General features: G+C 45.4%; 20 protein-coding genes. 15 read left to right on the forward strand and 5 right to left on the reverse strand.

Going from position 1 to position 15,083, the window contains the following annotated elements; genetic code table 11:
* Positions 1 to 6: 6 nt before the first annotated feature.
* Positions 7 to 1,440 (reverse strand): S41 family peptidase, encoded by a 1,434-nt coding sequence (locus ICV39_RS03565; protein WP_215390513.1) that lies wholly within the window; start codon positions 1,438 to 1,440, stop codon positions 7 to 9.
* A gap of 12 nt (positions 1,441 to 1,452) precedes the next feature.
* Entirely contained in the window at positions 1,453 to 2,142 is a 690-nt protein-coding gene (gene gpmA / locus ICV39_RS03570) for a 2,3-diphosphoglycerate-dependent phosphoglycerate mutase (protein WP_215390514.1), read from the reverse strand.
* A 22-nt stretch (positions 2,143 to 2,164) separates the two neighbouring features.
* On the opposite strand from gpmA, the gene ICV39_RS03575 reads away from it, so the two are divergent.
* The 4 genes from ICV39_RS03575 (at position 2,165) to ICV39_RS03590 (ending at position 4,440) form a co-directional block, all read left to right on the forward strand.
* The gene (locus tag ICV39_RS03575; protein ID WP_215390515.1) at positions 2,165 to 2,587 is read left to right on the forward strand and encodes a rhodanese-like domain-containing protein; all 423 of its coding nucleotides are present in this window, start codon (positions 2,165 to 2,167) and stop codon (positions 2,585 to 2,587) included.
* Position 2,588: 1 nt separating this feature from the next.
* A complete protein-coding gene (gene grxC, locus ICV39_RS03580; RefSeq protein WP_215390516.1) occupies positions 2,589 to 2,843 on the forward strand; it encodes a glutaredoxin 3 in 255 nt (84 codons plus the stop codon).
* Positions 2,844 to 2,869: 26 nt separating this feature from the next.
* The gene (gene secB / locus ICV39_RS03585; RefSeq protein ID WP_215390517.1) at positions 2,870 to 3,331 is read left to right on the forward strand and encodes a protein-export chaperone SecB; all 462 of its coding nucleotides are present in this window, start codon (positions 2,870 to 2,872) and stop codon (positions 3,329 to 3,331) included.
* An 86-nt stretch (positions 3,332 to 3,417) separates the two neighbouring features.
* Positions 3,418 to 4,440, forward strand: coding sequence for an NAD(P)H-dependent glycerol-3-phosphate dehydrogenase (locus ICV39_RS03590; RefSeq protein ID WP_215390518.1), 1,023 nt, complete (start codon positions 3,418 to 3,420; stop codon positions 4,438 to 4,440).
* Positions 4,441 to 4,451: 11 nt separating this feature from the next.
* Here ICV39_RS03590 and trmL read toward each other — a convergent pair whose 3' ends face one another.
* Positions 4,452 to 4,922 (reverse strand): tRNA (uridine(34)/cytosine(34)/5-carboxymethylaminomethyluridine(34)-2'-O)-methyltransferase TrmL, encoded by a 471-nt coding sequence (trmL, locus tag ICV39_RS03595; RefSeq protein ID WP_215390519.1) that lies wholly within the window; start codon positions 4,920 to 4,922, stop codon positions 4,452 to 4,454.
* A gap of 49 nt (positions 4,923 to 4,971) precedes the next feature.
* A complete protein-coding gene (locus ICV39_RS03600) occupies positions 4,972 to 5,742 on the reverse strand; it encodes a ComF family protein (protein WP_251372724.1) in 771 nt (256 codons plus the stop codon).
* Between ICV39_RS03600 and ICV39_RS03605 the strand changes: the two genes are divergently transcribed.
* From ICV39_RS03605 to ICV39_RS03635, 7 genes are all read left to right on the forward strand, one after another.
* Positions 5,742 to 6,542 (forward strand): class I SAM-dependent methyltransferase, encoded by an 801-nt coding sequence (locus ICV39_RS03605; RefSeq protein WP_251372725.1) that lies wholly within the window; start codon positions 5,742 to 5,744, stop codon positions 6,540 to 6,542. The two genes, ICV39_RS03600 and ICV39_RS03605, sit on opposite strands and share 1 nt — an antisense overlap.
* A 180-nt stretch (positions 6,543 to 6,722) precedes the next feature.
* On the forward strand, positions 6,723 to 7,880 hold the full coding sequence (gene coxB, locus ICV39_RS03610; protein ID WP_215390520.1) for a cytochrome c oxidase subunit II: 1,158 nt from the start codon (positions 6,723 to 6,725) through the stop codon (positions 7,878 to 7,880).
* A gap of 42 nt (positions 7,881 to 7,922) precedes the next feature.
* On the forward strand, positions 7,923 to 9,542 hold the full coding sequence (gene ctaD, locus ICV39_RS03615; protein WP_215390521.1) for a cytochrome c oxidase subunit I: 1,620 nt from the start codon (positions 7,923 to 7,925) through the stop codon (positions 9,540 to 9,542).
* Positions 9,526 to 9,657, forward strand: a complete 132-nt coding sequence (locus tag ICV39_RS03620; RefSeq protein ID WP_215390522.1) for a cytochrome oxidase small assembly protein — start codon at positions 9,526 to 9,528, stop codon at positions 9,655 to 9,657. Before ctaD ends, ICV39_RS03620 begins: the two co-directional genes overlap by 17 nt.
* 11 nt (positions 9,658 to 9,668) lie before the next feature.
* Positions 9,669 to 10,259: a cytochrome c oxidase assembly protein gene (locus ICV39_RS03625; protein ID WP_215390523.1), complete on the forward strand. Its 591-nt coding sequence runs from the start codon at positions 9,669 to 9,671 to the stop codon at positions 10,257 to 10,259.
* Positions 10,259 to 10,456, forward strand: coding sequence for a DUF2970 domain-containing protein (locus ICV39_RS03630; RefSeq protein ID WP_173956514.1), 198 nt, complete (start codon positions 10,259 to 10,261; stop codon positions 10,454 to 10,456). Before ICV39_RS03625 ends, ICV39_RS03630 begins: the two co-directional genes overlap by 1 nt.
* Before the next feature lie 29 nt (positions 10,457 to 10,485).
* Positions 10,486 to 11,340 carry a cytochrome c oxidase subunit 3 gene (locus tag ICV39_RS03635; protein WP_215390524.1) on the forward strand — a complete coding sequence of 285 codons (855 nt, stop codon included), beginning with the start codon at positions 10,486 to 10,488 and terminating at the stop codon, positions 11,338 to 11,340.
* Positions 11,341 to 11,404: 64 nt separating this feature from the next.
* Here the strand turns inward: ICV39_RS03635 and ICV39_RS03640 are convergent, their stop codons facing one another.
* On the reverse strand, positions 11,405 to 11,617 hold the full coding sequence (locus ICV39_RS03640; RefSeq protein ID WP_173956512.1) for a twin transmembrane helix small protein: 213 nt from the start codon (positions 11,615 to 11,617) through the stop codon (positions 11,405 to 11,407).
* A 14-nt stretch (positions 11,618 to 11,631) separates the two neighbouring features.
* Here ICV39_RS03640 and ICV39_RS03645 point away from each other — a divergent pair, with 14 nt between their 5' ends.
* Genes ICV39_RS03645 through cyoE form a run of 4 tightly spaced genes read left to right on the forward strand, consistent with a single transcriptional unit; the run spans position 11,632 to position 15,078 of the window.
* Positions 11,632 to 12,426 (forward strand): SURF1 family protein, encoded by a 795-nt coding sequence (locus ICV39_RS03645; RefSeq protein WP_251372726.1) that lies wholly within the window; start codon positions 11,632 to 11,634, stop codon positions 12,424 to 12,426.
* 2 nt (positions 12,427 to 12,428) lie between these two features.
* Positions 12,429 to 13,085, forward strand: a complete 657-nt coding sequence (locus ICV39_RS03650; protein WP_215390525.1) for a hypothetical protein — start codon at positions 12,429 to 12,431, stop codon at positions 13,083 to 13,085.
* Positions 13,085 to 14,188 carry a heme A synthase gene (locus ICV39_RS03655; RefSeq protein ID WP_251372727.1) on the forward strand — a complete coding sequence of 368 codons (1,104 nt, stop codon included), beginning with the start codon at positions 13,085 to 13,087 and terminating at the stop codon, positions 14,186 to 14,188. The genes ICV39_RS03650 and ICV39_RS03655 overlap by 1 nt, the downstream gene beginning before the upstream one ends.
* Positions 14,185 to 15,078 (forward strand): heme o synthase, encoded by an 894-nt coding sequence (gene cyoE / locus ICV39_RS03660; protein WP_215390526.1) that lies wholly within the window; start codon positions 14,185 to 14,187, stop codon positions 15,076 to 15,078. The genes ICV39_RS03655 and cyoE overlap by 4 nt, the downstream gene beginning before the upstream one ends.
* The last annotated feature ends 5 nt before the right edge of the window (positions 15,079 to 15,083 follow it).

A 15,083-nucleotide genomic window follows, 5' to 3' on the forward strand; every position in this document is an offset into this window, starting at 1 on the left:
TGAATGCTATTCAAGCTTGGATGACGAACGTTTAACGGGTTGACCATTAATAAATGCAACTGCTTGCGTGAGCATGAAATCATCGGCACTACCCAGTTCAACAGGCTTTTTATTCTTGTCCTTTTCTTTTTCTTCGGGAGTTTTCTTGGCATTCTTATCTTCAATGCGTTGAAGCTCTTGGAGACGGCGCTCTTCACGATCCTTAATTAATTTATCTTCGGCAGATTGCTTATTGCGTAAATGTTTTTCGCTATCAATCTCACGCGTAATTAATACATCATCAGGATCGCCATCTTTATTTTGATCAACAGGAATATCTGGCTTGATGCCAAACGCCTGAATAGACTTACCGCTTGGTGTGTAGTAGTAGGCAGTTGTGATTTTGAGGGCCGAGTCATTTGTTAATGGACGAACAGTTTGCACAGAGCCTTTACCAAAGGTGGTTTTGCCAATAATGGTTGCTCGTTTGTAGTCTTGTAAGGCGCCGGCAACAATTTCAGATGCGGAAGCTGAATAGGCATTTACCAAAACAACCATCGGTAATTTCTTAAAAATGGGCGGAACGCCTGCCAATGGGTCGCCTGCTTCACTAAGGCGATACATTGCTGGGGTGGCATTAAAGACTTGCTTGGAATCTGGCGCCTGACCCTTAGTTGAAACAATTACAGAGTCTGCTGGCAAGAATGCTGCGGCAACCCCAACGGCACCTTGTAATAGGCCGCCACCGTTATTGCGCAGATCCAAAATGACGCCTTTCAGCTTTGGATTCTGGGTGGCAAGATCGGTGAGTTTTTTAGCAAGATCTGGAACGGTGCGCTCTTGGAAGCTGGTAATGCGAACCCAAGCGATATCGTTATCAACAATTTTTGCTTTAACGGATTGCACTTTGATTTCAGCGCGCGTAATCGTTACTGGAAAGCTGCGTTCCTCACTTTTGCGATAAACCATTAAGGTAATTTTGGTCCCGGGGGTACCACGCATGGTGCGTACTGCTTTATCAAGAGACATGCCACGAACAGGTTTGTCGTCTAAGCGAGTGATTAAATCTCCAGCTTGCAAACCAGCGCGTGCGGCAGGGCTATCCTCAATTGGATTAAGAACCTTTACTACGCCATCTTCAGAAGTAATTTCAATTCCGAGTCCTGCGAATTTTCCTGAAGTTTGCTCTTGCATCTCTGCAAAATCTTTTTTATCCAAAAACGTGGAGTGAGGATCAAGACTGCTGACCATGCCTTTGACAGCGTCTGTTAAGAGCTGCTTATCTTCAATCGGTTCAACATACTCACGCTTGATCTGAGCAAACACATTTGAGAGTGTTCGTAACTCGTCTATCGGGAGCTGCCCGCCCTGTTGGGCAGTTGCTGAAAGCTGAATAGTGGCGGCAACGCCAGCTATTAAGCCAATTGCGATCAGTGCAAAGTTCTTCAGAAATTGACGCATATTTTTCAGGGTTTAATCCAAGTAAAAGTGTTGTATTGGCTTGAGGTTATCGTCTAATTCATAAACCAGAGGTACGCCGTTCGGTACATTGACTTCCATAATGGCTTCATCAGACATTTGGTCAAGGTATTTAATTAATGAGCGAATGCTATTCCCGTGCGCAACAAGTAATACACGCTTATTTGCCTTCAGTGCGGGCGCAATGGATTCATTCCAAAGCGGTAATACACGCTCAACGTTATCTTTGAGGCACTCACCTAAAGGAATATCAGAAGGATTGAGTTTGGAGTAACGCGTGTCATTTTTTGGATTGCGTTCATCATCCATTTCTAGAAGTGGTGGGCGCACATCGTATGAGCGTCGCCAGATATGAACTTGTTCGTCACCATATTTAGCTGCAGTCTCTGCTTTGTTCAAGCCAGTGAGTGCACCGTAATGTCGCTCATTTAATCTCCAACTATGAACAACCGGTATCCACATGAGGTCCATGGTGTCTTGGACATGCCAAAGGGTACGAATTGCACGTCTTAAAACGGAGGTATAGGCAATATCAAATTCATAGCCTGCTTTACGAAGGTTTTCACCAGCCACAAGTGCTTGTTCGGTGCCTTTTGGGGTTAAGTCAACATCCGCCCAGCCAGTGAAGCGGTTTTCAAGGTTCCAGGCGGATTCGCCATGACGAATAAGGACTAGTTGTTTCATAGAGCCATTCTATAATCTGATGATGAACTTTCTCACGCAAATCGATAATTTAGCGCTTATAGCCCTGTTACTGATATCGGGCACCGCGCTTTTCCTGCCTACATTATCTACGCTTATCAGCGGCAAAGGCTTGTCGCCGACAGAAGCCACTATATGGATTAATCGTCGCAAGGCATATGTTCTTGATTTGCGCTCTGAAGATGCCTATAAGGCCGGCCATTTGCCAGGTGCAAAATCAGCCAATAGCTCCAGCCTAACTGCCTCGATTGAGGGTATGAAGTTAGATCGCAAGCATCCAGTAGTGTTGGTATGCGACACCGGCTCTTATTCACGCAAGGCTATTGCAGAAGTGAAAAGTCTTGGGTTTGCTGAAGTAGGTATTTTGGAAGGCGGAGTGCAGGCATGGAAAGTTGCTGCTCTTCCTTTGGTGAAGCAAGGTAAGTGATATGCCTCAAGTAACAATGTACAGCACACAAGTTTGCCCATACTGCGTGATGGCCGAAAAGCTATTGGTAAAAAAGGGCGTGACTAATTTGGAAAAAATCTTGATTGATCGTGATCCAGCTCAACGTGAGACGATGATGACAAGAACGGGGCGGCGGACTGTTCCACAAATCTACATTGGCGACATCCATGTTGGTGGATATGATGATTTAGTGGCCCTAGATCGCGCTGGTAAGCTTGATCCATTATTGGTTTAATAGATACAACATTAAGAAAGTTTGTAATGACTGAACAATCTTCTGCACCTGGTGCTGCAAATTCTGAATCCAAAGATCCATCATTTCGTATTCAGCGAATCTATTTGAAAGACTTATCTCTTGAGCAGCCAAATGCTCCAGAGATTTTCTTGGTGGTGGCGGAGCCACAAGTGCAAATCGAAGTGGATATTGCGGTGAAGCGCATCAGTGATGAGTTGTTTGAGGTTTCCTTAAGCTCAACATTAACTGCACGAGTTGAAGGTAAGGTATTGTTCTTGGTTGAAGCTAATCAAGCCGGCATCTTTGAATTTAATAACATTCCCGCAGAACAAATAGATCCGATGTTAGGCATAACTTGCCCAACCATTTTGTATCCATACTTGCGCTCAAACATGGCCGATGTGATCAGTCGTGCTGGCTTCCAGCCAATTCACTTGAACGAAATAAATTTCCACGGCATGTATGAGCACAGATTAATGCAGGCATAGCAGGCTGCAGCTAGCTCTGAAAATGATGGTGCTGATGAGAGCAAAATCATTCTCCCTAATTAAATTCCCAGGCTAAGTCACGCACCATGAAAGTGACACTGCTTGGCGCTGGCGCATGGGGGACCGCAATGGCCTCTCAAGCCGCCCGTCAGCTGCGTGAAGAAGATGTTTGCTTGTGGTCTCGAAGCGCTGATCAGTTAAAAGCAATTGCCCAGAGTGGCGAAAATCAAGCCTATCTACCAGGCATTTCTTTGCCAAAGAATCTTTGCCTTGAAAGTGATTTTGATGCAGCTGTAAAAAGACTGGGACTAGATGATCTATTGGTGATCGCGACTCCCATGTCAGGTTTGTCAGAAACCATTGCACGGGTTCTTAAGATAGCCAGTCATTCTTTAAATATTGTTTGGCTTTGTAAAGGACTAGAGCCAACAACAGCTTTATTGCCGCACCAGGTGGTTGAGCGTGAAGATCGACTCCATAGTCACGGTATTCAACATGCATATGGCGCACTATCAGGACCAAGTTTTGCCCATGAGGTTGGCTCCGGAATGCCTTGTGCGCTAACGGTTGCCAGTCCATCTGAGCATCTCTGCAAAATTGTTCAGGCCGCCTTTCATCATGGCAATATGCGCGTTTACTCAAGCGATGATTTGATTGGGGTTGAGTTAGGCGGTGCCGTTAAGAATGTTTTAGCCATTGCTGCTGGTATTGGTGACGGCCTAGATCTTGGTTTGAACGCACGTGCAGCTGTATTAACGCGTGGATTGGCTGAAATGATGCGTCTAGTAAAAGCTGCAGGCGGTAAATCAGAGACCTGCATGGGGCTTACGGGCGTTGGAGATTTAATTTTGACCGCCACGGGAAATCTTTCTCGCAATCGTCGCGTTGGCCTTGAGCTGGCATCAGGCAAGTCTTTACATGAAATTTTGGCGAATTTAGGACATGTTGCAGAGGGTGTTTTGTGTGCCGCTGCGGTGGGAGATCTTGCTAAGCGATTGAATGTTGAGATGCCCATTACCACCATGATGGGTGATGTGCTGGCAGGCAAACTTCAAGCGCAAGATGCTGTCAAAAAATTGATGGGGCGCGACCCCAAGATTGAATCGTAATTCGACCCTTCTTATTTGCCGCCTACGAATCCATTTTGGCGCCACGCTTCATAAACAACAATTGCTACAGTATTTGAAAGATTTAGACTGCGACTGTTATCTTTCATTGCCAGGCGCAGTTGATTTTCGGTTGGAATTGAACTCCGAACCTCATCGGTAATGCCTTTTGTTTCAGAGCCAAAAATAAAATAATCATTCGCTTGAAATTTGCCCTCATGAAACTTGCTGCTGCCTTTGGTGGTTAAGGCAAATAGATGATGCGGTTCAGGAGATTCATTCTTGAGGAACTCAGCCCAATTTCGGTGAACTGCAATGCTTGCAAACTCGTGATAATCCAATCCAGCGCGTCTTAACTTTGCATCTTCCATTGGAAATCCCAAGGGCTCTATGAGGTGTAGTTTTGCTCCTGTGTTGGCGCACAGGCGAATGATGTTGCCTGTATTAGGCGGGATTTCTGGTTCAAATAAAACGATATTAAACATACGAATTCTTTACTTTGTGCAGCTGAAAGACTCGGCTCATGGATTCAGCTTATATGCCCAGTTTAGTGGTTCTTAGTAAAACCCAATTGCTTACTCGAGCTACCCCAATCATTTTGAGGGTGCGCGCAATCTCATTTAATGTCGCACCGCTTGTCATAACGTCATCAAAAACAGCAACAGATTTACCATCAAGCCTTTTGATATCTTTTGTATCAATATAAAACATCTGACGTATGTCATGTCGCCGTGCAGAATAATTTTTAGCTGCTTGATGTTCTACATGATGGAAGCGTTTCAGGGCATAAGGTAACTTCTGTATGTGGCTACCGCACTGAATTCTTTTTGCAAGCTCCCAGCTTTGGTTGAAGCCGCGAGCGAGTAATTTTTTCTGACTCAATGGAACGGGGAGTAAATAATCAATTGATCGATCGTCTATTTCGCTTGCAAGTGCTGCATTCCAAACCTCACTTAGTCCATGAGCATACGCAAGACGTTTCTGGTACTTAAATTGATGGAGTGCCTCTTGAAGCGGGCCGTCATAACAATCAAGGCAAATTGTTTGATCAAATGAGGGTGCTTGCGCAATACAAGTATTGCAATGCTGCTGGTTAATCTCTGTAGCTAGTAGAGGAATTCCACATTGATAACAGCACTCATAGTGCAAAAGGCTGTTGTGATAAATCATGAGTAGACATTGATTGCAAATACTTGCAGATTGATATTGTTGGCAAACGATGCATGCAGTTGGTAAAACAGATTCGCTGATCGATTGAATAAGATTCTCTAGAAATCGCATGGGGCGCTGAGTATACTGAGCCAATGACCCAATCCATCAGATGGTTACAAGATGAAATTGCAGATCGCATGCTGCAAAAACTCGACATCGTGAAGCTCAATGTTCGGGATATTTTGGTGGTCCCAGACTATCCAGCAGACCATCATGCGGCAGTGGCACGGCGTTTTCCAGATGCCCGCATTCATAGTGTTATTGAAGATGGATCTTCAAGACTGCAATTGTGGATTGCAAAAGCCCGTGCGAATTGGCGATCAATTTTTAGGCGCTCAAAAACAAGTGCACTTGCGCATCTTCACACTTCTAATAAATTCGATATTCCTGACAATTCTGTAGATTTGGTATTTAGTAATTTATTGCTGCATGATCTAGCGGATCCCAAATTGTTTTTACAAGAGTGTTGGCGCGTTTTGCGTGAGGGTGGACTCGTTGTGTTTAGCTATCTAGGCCCTGACACTGGAAAAGAGTTGCGCGCAATTCAGGGCGGCGCCTTGAAGTTGAAAAATTTAAGAAGTCCCTGGGATATGCATGATTTAGGGGATGCTTTGGTATCCAAGCGATTTTCAGACCCTGTAATGGATATGGAGTATCTGACTTTGGATTACGAACAACCTCAGCTTTTATTGGGGGATGTTGAAGCACTGAACTTGGCAAATGCAAACCCTCATGTAGAGGCTGAAATAAGCGATTTGCCCCAAAAACTGACCCTAGAAATTGTTTATGGACACGCTTGGGCCCTTGGAAAACACCTCGCTAAATCACAGGACAGCGTAGCCTATATTGATGTAAATCAAATTGGACGCAAGACTAGGACAGATTCTCATTAAGTGTAAGTGCTCACTATCATTTTAAGCTCCACCAAGATTGGGTGGAGGGGGGTTATCCCTGTTTGTTGTTGAGCCCAATTAACCCTATAATCTCCGCTGGATGTATTGGCTTGAGACCGCATTTTGGGCATTTTGTGGCGTTTTTTGCTGCAGTGCTCGCGACAATAAACAGAGAATAAGATGAATTTATTTGGAAAAGTCACTAGGGCATCGCTCTATTTAGTAGCAGCCTTCGGCACTGCTTTTGCTTATGCAACAGAAAATATGCCAGGCGGCCCAGCTGTAAACCAGCTGAATTTCGCAGCCCCAGCAACCAAAATCATGCAAGAAATCCATTGGTTACACTGGATGATGCTCGCAATTTGCGCATTGATTTTTGTGGGTGTTTTTGGTGTGATGTTCTATTCGATTTTGAAGCATCGCAAATCACTCGGACATAAGTCAGCATCATTCCACGAGAGCACATTGGTGGAAATTGTATGGACAGTCATTCCGTTATTAATTGTTATTGGTATGGCCTTGCCTGCCACCAAAACAGTTGTGGCAATGAAAGACACTACCAACTCCGACATCACTATCAAGACCACTGGTTATCAGTGGAAATGGGGTTACGACTACATTAAGGGCGAGGGCGAAGGCATTAGCTTCTTGTCCACTCTCACAACTTCACGCGAAGCAATTAACAACCTCGCTCCAAAATCAAATACTTATTTGATGGAAGTCGATAACGAAATGGTTGTACCAGTTGGCAAGAAAATTCGTTTGATCACAACTGCAAATGACGTTATCCATGCCTGGACTATCCCAGCTTTTGGCGTTAAGCAAGATGCGATCCCAGGATTTGTTCGCGATACATGGTTCAAGGCAGAAACTATTGGCACATTCCGTGGTCAGTGTTCTGAGTTGTGCGGTGCAGAGCATGCGTTTATGCCAATCGTTGTCAAAGTAGTTTCACAAGATGACTACACCGCTTGGGTAGCACAGAAGAAAAAAGAAATGGGCGCTGCAGGTGATGATCCTTCCAAAGTTTATACATTGGAAGAGCAAAAAGAGCGTGGCGCGAAAGTCTACGCTGCTAACTGTGCCGCATGCCACCAGCCAAATGGAAAAGGTGCGGGCGCGTTCCCTGCCTTGGATGGTAGCAAAGTGGTGAATGGTCCTAAAGCTGGCCAATTCAACATTTTGATTAACGGTAAAAATGCAATGCCTAAGTGGGCTGGCGTAATTTCTGACGGCGATATCGCCGCTGTAATTACCTATACCCGTAACTCATGGGGTAATAAGACGGGTGAAGTCATTCAGACCCAAGAAATTATTACCGCACGTGGCGGCAACTAATTCAGATTAACTAATACAGATAAAACGAAACCGGAGTAATCCATGAGCACAGCCTCTACTACCCACGATCACGCACACGACCACGCGCATGATGATCACACGCCACATGGTTGGCGTCGTTGGTTGTTCGCAACCAACCACAAAGACATCGGTACGATGTATTTGATCTTCTCATTTGTCAGCTTGTTGGCAGGTGGCGTAATGGCTTTGGGAATTCGCTTGGAATTGTTCCAGCCAGGTTTGCAATTCTTCCGCCCTGAGTTTTTTAATCAGCTCACCACAATGCATGGTCTCGTGATGGTGTTTGGTGCGATCATGCCAGCGTTTGTAGGTTTCGCGAACTGGATGGTGCCTTTGCAAATTGGCGCATCCGATATGGCTTTTGCTCGTATGAATAACTTCAGCTTCTGGATTCTTCCGGTTGCAGCGACTTTATTGTTGAGCTCATTCCTTGCTCCTGGTGGCGCACCTTCTGGTGGTTGGACAATTTACGCACCTCTGACATCACAGATGGGCCCAGGCTTGGATATGGGTATTTTTGCCCTTCACTTATTGGGCGCTTCTTCCATCATGGGTTCGATCAACATCATCGTAACCATCTTGAATATGCGCGCTCCCGGCATGACATTGATGAAGATGCCAATGTTCTGCTGGACTTGGTTGATTACCGCTTACTTGTTGATTGCTGTGATGCCTGTATTGGCTGGCGCAATTACCATGGTGTTAACTGACCGTCACTTCGGTACATCATTCTTCTCCGCAGTAGGCGGTGGTGACCCAATTATGTTCCAACATATTTTCTGGTTCTTTGGTCACCCAGAGGTTTACATCATGATTCTGCCTGCGTTTGGCATCATCAGTGAAATCGTGCCCGCTTTCTCCAGAAAGACATTGTTTGGTTACAGCTCCATGGTGTATGCGACTGCATCTATTGCGATCTTGTCATTCATCGTTTGGGCTCACCACATGTTTGCAACAGGCATGCCAGTAACTGGTCAACTGTTCTTCATGTACGCAACGATGTTGATTGCCGTTCCTACAGGCGTGAAGATTTTTAACTGGGTAGCAACAATGTGGAAAGGTTCAATGACCTTTGAAACCCCAATGTTGTGGTCTGTTGGCTTTATTTTCGTATTCACGATGGGCGGCTTTACTGGTTTGATTTGTGCGATGGCGCCAATTGACATCGGCATTCAAGATACTTACTACATCGTTGCCCACTTCCACTACGTATTGGTGGCGGGCTCATTGTTTGCGATGTTTGCAGGTTTCTACTACTGGTGTCCTAAGTGGACAGGCCGTATGGCTAGCGAAACCCGTGGCAAGATCCATTTCTGGGCTTCCATGATTTTCTTTAACATCACTTTCTTCCCAATGCATTTCTTGGGTTTAGCGGGAATGCCACGTCGCTATGCAGACTATCCAACCCAGTTTGCTGACTTCAACATGATTGCCTCGATTGGTGCATTAGGCTTTGGATTAGCGCAGGTTTACTTCTTGTTCTGCGTAGCATTGCCTGCTTACCGCGGTCATGGCGAGAAGGCTCCGGCTAAACCATGGGAAGGTGCAAAAGGCCTTGAGTGGACAGTGCCTTCACCAGCGCCTCATCATACTTTTGAAACTCCTCCAAACGCTGAGCAGTTGCGTGAAGCAGGAATTTAAATCGTCTTCCAATCAAGCCCTGGCTGCGAATAATCGCCGCTTAGGGCTGATTCTTTTGAGCATTGCCATCGTATTCTTTATTGGCATTGTGATGAAGTGGAGCGTTTTGGGTTAAGTGTTTTTTATATGACAGCCAATCAGTCTGCAAACCGTCAAATCTTACTGAAGCTACTAATCGCTTCAGTAATGATGTTTGGCTTTGGTTATGCGCTTGTGCCGATGTATCAAGCCTTATGTAAGGTGACCGGCATCAATGTGGTTACCAGTAAGAATGATTACGGAGTCAGAGCATTCAGTCCAAACAAGGTTGGTAATACTCAGGTTGATTACTCGCGTAAGGTAACAATCGAGTTTGATTCAAATAGTCGCGGACCGTTTACGTTTAAGCCTCTGAAAAACTTTTTAGAGGTTCATCCTGGTGAGATGACCGAGATTGTTTACGAAGTAACCAATAATTTAGGGAGAACGGTAGAGGCGCAGGCAATACCTAGTTATGCACCTAAGAGCGCCACTGAGTTCTTTACTAAATTAGAGTGTTTTTGTTTTCAGCAGCAAACATTGGCTGCTCATGAAATGAAAAAGATGCCGGTTGTTTTTGTGATCGATGCAGGCTTGCCGCAAGATGTCAAAACAATCACTTTGTCATACACCTTCTTTGAATTGGGTGTTGGCGTGCCGCCTGCTGGCTCTACAACTCCAAAGTCTAAAGGCGCATGATGGAGAAAAAGAAAAGTACTTTTATGCAGTCTATGAAAGCCGTGATGTGGGGCTTCTTGGGTGTGCGTAAAAAGTCTGGTTTGCAGGAAGATGTAGCTACATTAAGTTTTGTGCACATTATCATTGCGGGTGTTGTTGGGGCCTTGATTTTTATGGCCATCCTGCTCTTGATAGTGAAAGCAGTTGTATCCCATTGATTATTTTTTGATTGAATAGAGAGAATACGATGTCATCCAATTCAACCCCTTACTATTTCGTCCCAGGATTGTCTCGCCATCCTGCTATGGCAGCGGCTGGCTTGATCGCCTTCGGCTATGGCATGACTGGTTGGGTTAACCATACCTCTTGGGGCGGAGCTCTAGCGCTTGTTGGCGTGGCTTGGGTTTTATTTGTTCTATATAACTGGTTTGGTGACACCATCGCGGAATCCAACGCTGGCAAGAACGGTGTGAACGTAGATATTTCCTATCGCTGGTCTATGGCGTGGTTCATTTTCTCTGAGATCATGTTCTTTGGCGCATTCTTTGCAGCCCTTTTCTACGCCCGCAACATTGCGATGCCTTGGATGGGCGATGTCGAGAGCAAATTGATTTGGCCTGATTTCCAAGCGGTTTGGCCTAATGATGGCCCTGCTGGTTTGGTTGAGAAATTCACCACTATGGGTCCATGGCCAATCCCAACGATTAATACACTTTTGTTGTTGAGCTCTGGTGTAACGATCACTATCGCTCACCACGCTTTAGTAGAAAACCACATGAAGAAAGCTGTTAACTTCTTGGCGGCTACTGTTGCTTTGGGTGCGATCTTCTTGGGCTTCCAGGCTTATGAGTACTACCATGCATACCATGCTCTGAATTTGAAATTGACTTCAGGTATTTATGGTTCAACATTCTTTATGTTGACTGGTTTCCACGGTTTTCACGTTTTCCTTGGCGGCACTATGTTGGCAATTGTCTTGCGCCGCATGATTCGTGGCGACTTTACGGCTAAGCATCATTTTGCGTTTGAAGGTGCAGCTTGGTATTGGCACTTTGTTGACGTTGTTTGGCTTGGTTTGTACATCGCTGTTTACTGGATGTAAGAGAAATAAAAATCGGGGCTTTTAAGCCCCGATTCAGTTTTAGGCACGCTTGTTTGTTAGTGGCTTAGTTAGTTCCCACTTTGATTCCAGTTGCTTCAATTAGTCCAAAGTAATGAGCCAGCAATATTCCCAGGAATAGGGCAATCGATAAGCCAATACGTAGCATCAGTGAGTGAACCATTCGAGAGCTATTGCCACGATCTTTCATCATGAAATACAAGGCTGAGCCTAAACTGATCACAATCATGAGTAGTGCAACAGGAATAATCCACTTCATTTCAAATCCTTATCTTGAATCCTAAAAATAGCCTCTTCGATGTCTTGGTAGCAAAGCGTGCAGTTGCTACTGTATCAGCCTTATTGGTGATTGCTATTGGTTGTGGCGCTGGAATTTGGCAAGTTAGCAGGGCGCATAGCAAGATCGCTCTGGCCGCTAATTTATTGGCACGTCAACAGATGCCAATTTTGAATGCGAATGCCAATGTATGGACTCTGGAAGAGTCTAGTGAGCGCCGCATGATTGCTCGCGGTAGATATCTTCCCGAGGCGGCAATATGGCTAGATAACCGCCCGCAACCGGTTCCCGCAGGAGGGGCTGGCGCAACCGCGCAAGCGGGTTTCTATTTGATGATGCCTTTTCAACTAGAAGGTCGTGATGAGGTGCTGTGGGTCAATCGCGGCTGGGCTCCGCGCAATCGCGAGAATCGAGAGATATTGCCAAGCATAGAGACGCCTGCTGGGACATTGAATATTGAAGGTATTGTTTTTGCTCACCCCGGAAAGGTGTATGCATTAGGTTCAGAGGACCCAAATGTGGATATAAATAAACCACGTATTGCGCAAAATTTTGATTTAGAGCGAGAGGGTCAGCTTCATCATTGGTCACAAGCCCCATTTATTTTGCGTCAAGAAGAGACGGGGGTTACTGATGGCCTAGTCCGAGAGTGGGCTCCTCTGACAACTGGGGTCGATCGCCATTATGCTTATGCCTTCCAGTGGTTTGCTTTGGCATTTGCGGGTTTTGTATTTTGGTTGGCTGGTGGTTTGCGTCAATATTGGCGTCAAAGTGCTGCACATGGGGATTGAGAGTGAGCGATAAAGATTTATTGATACCAGCATCACAGACGGATTCTTCCGCAATTAATGCGCAAACACGTCGAGGCCGTATCCAAATGTTGTTTTTGCTGCTTGCGTGCGCGGCGCCTGTAATCGCCTCTTATTTTGCGTACTATGTGATTAAACCTGAGGGTGGTAAAACCAACTTCGGCACTTTGGTTTATCCCGCCCAGGCAGCAAATTCTGGATGGTTTGATGTGCCCCTGCAAGGTAAGTGGACATTGTTGATTGCTCGCCCCGCGGGCGAGTGCCATGTTGAAGATAAAAAATGTATTGAGGCGCTTTTTCTGATGCGACAAGCGAAAGTAGCAGTTGGTAGGGAAGGCAGTCGCGTTCAGCTTTTATGGGTCAATACAGACGGTAAGCCGGTTGACCCTGCGGTAGCGCAGGCTTACGATGAAAAAGTTGCTGGCTTTAAAGTGGTTGGCTTGCCAGTCAACCCCAAGGCGCGTGCTGAATTTATGACTTGGCTTAACAAAGAGGGTGCTGGCGATCAAATCCAATTGATTGATCCTAGTCCAGACAAGATGATGTTGATCCCAGTTACTAATTCTCCAAAAGAATTTACAGCAATTAAAAAAGACCTAGAGAAACTACTACGTCTCAATCACAAGGGTGAGAATTTGTAATGCCCAATTTTGTCTTGTTTTTGGAATTGGCTTTGATTGCAGTTGTATTTGCAGGATTGCCACTCGCCTATCTTTGGAGAAGACCTGGCTATAGCTTTTTTCAGCGACTCAATTGGGTCTTGGTATTTATGACTTTTGACTTGATTGTGTTTGGTGCCTTTACGCGTTTGACCGATTCTGGCTTAGGCTGTCCTGACTGGCCTGGTTGTTATGGCAACTCTAATCCCTTGCATGCCTTAGGAGATATTAGGCAGGCTGAACATCTTTTGCCGGATGGCCCTGTTACGGTGATGAAGGCGTGGATTGAAATGATTCACCGTTATTTGGCGATGACTGTTGGCGCTCTTATTTTGGTGCAGGTAGGGGTGGCGTTTACTAAGTTGAAGTCTTTGGGTAAAGGCCCGCTGTTGGGCAGCTTGGGTTTGTTGTTGCTGGTTTGTATACAGGGCGCCTTTGGTGCTTGGACAGTAACCCTGAAATTACAACCCATTATTGTTAGCCTTCATTTAATCCTGGCCTTGTTTTTATTGGCAGCTTTAACCGCTTACGCACAACAAGTTTGGGTTGAAAAAAATTCATCAGTACGGTTGCTGCGGGTAAGGCCTGTTCCTGGCTTTTTGTGGTTAACAGCCTTTGTCATTCTCTTTTGCCAAATTTTCTTGGGTGCTTGGGTGAGCACGAATTACGCAGTGTTGGCTTGCCCTGATTTTCCGACTTGTCTTGGTTCGGCTTGGCCTGAAACCAACTGGCAAGAAGGCTTTACGCTATGGCGTCAACTTGGCTTAAATGCGCAGGGCGAGTTTATTTCTCCGGTTGCTTTGCAAACTATTCATTGGGCACATCGTCTGTTTGCGTGCTTAGTTTTAGCCATGCTTTCTTTATTGGCCTGGCGGATATCGCACCAATCAAACCCAGCAACAGAGAATCTGAATCGTTTTGCAAAGCTCTTGCTTAGCTTACTTGCCTTACAGATTATTACTGGGATTTCAAATGTAGTTTTTCAGTGGCCCTTGGTCGCCGCCTTATTGCATACAGCAGGGTCTGCGGCTTTGGTATTCTGCATGGTCAGAATTGCTTATTGGACTTCTTGGAAGCGCCTATGAACACAACAAATACAAGCGAGCAGCAGGCTATGCCGCGTTGGCGTCAGTACTGGGTTTTAACTAAACCTAGAGTGACTCAGCTTGCCGTTTTTTGTGCCGTGATTGGAATGTTCTTGGCTACACCGGGAATGGTCCCTTATCCCGTTCTTATTGGAGGAGTAGTTGGTATTTGGTTACTGGCGGGTGCGGCTTTTGCCATGAATTGCCTAATAGAGCAGGCTGTAGATGCCAAGATGAAACGTACTTCATGGCGTCCTTCAGCTACTGGCGAAGTAACTCCATTTCATATTGTTCTTTTTTCGATCATTTTGGGCGCGCTCGGAATGATTATTTTGTGGAATTTTTGTAACCCTCTGACGATGTGGCTGACACTAGCTACCTTTGTTGGTTATGCCGTGATTTATACCTGGTTATTAAAGCCTGCAACCCCACAAAATATTGTGATTGGTGGGCTTTCGGGTGCTATGCCGCCTGCATTGGGCTGGGCAGCGGTGACCAATAGCCTCTCAGCCGAAGCATGGCTTCTGGTGTTAATTATTTTTGTTTGGACGCCGCCGCATTTTTGGGCGCTTGCCTTATATCGTCGGGATGATTATGTGCAATCGGGTTTACCAATGCTGCCCGTAACGCATGGTGAGCGTTTTACTTTGTTGAACATTTTGCTCTATACCCTGATTTTGATTGCGGCAACCTTGCTACCTTATATCTACGGGATGAGTGGCATGGTCTATTTAGTCTCAGCCATAGTATTGGGATTGGTATTTTTGGCTTATGTGATTGCTCTATTTATTTCATACAGTGATGCATTGGCTAAAAAGACATTTCGTTTTTCTATTACCTACCTATCACTGCTCTTTGCAGCCTTATTAATAGATCACTATTTCCTTTGAGATTA

Origin of the sequence: Polynucleobacter sp. MWH-UH25E (assembly GCF_018687095.1) — a bacterium.
Taxonomy (GTDB): domain Bacteria; phylum Pseudomonadota; class Gammaproteobacteria; order Burkholderiales; family Burkholderiaceae; genus Polynucleobacter.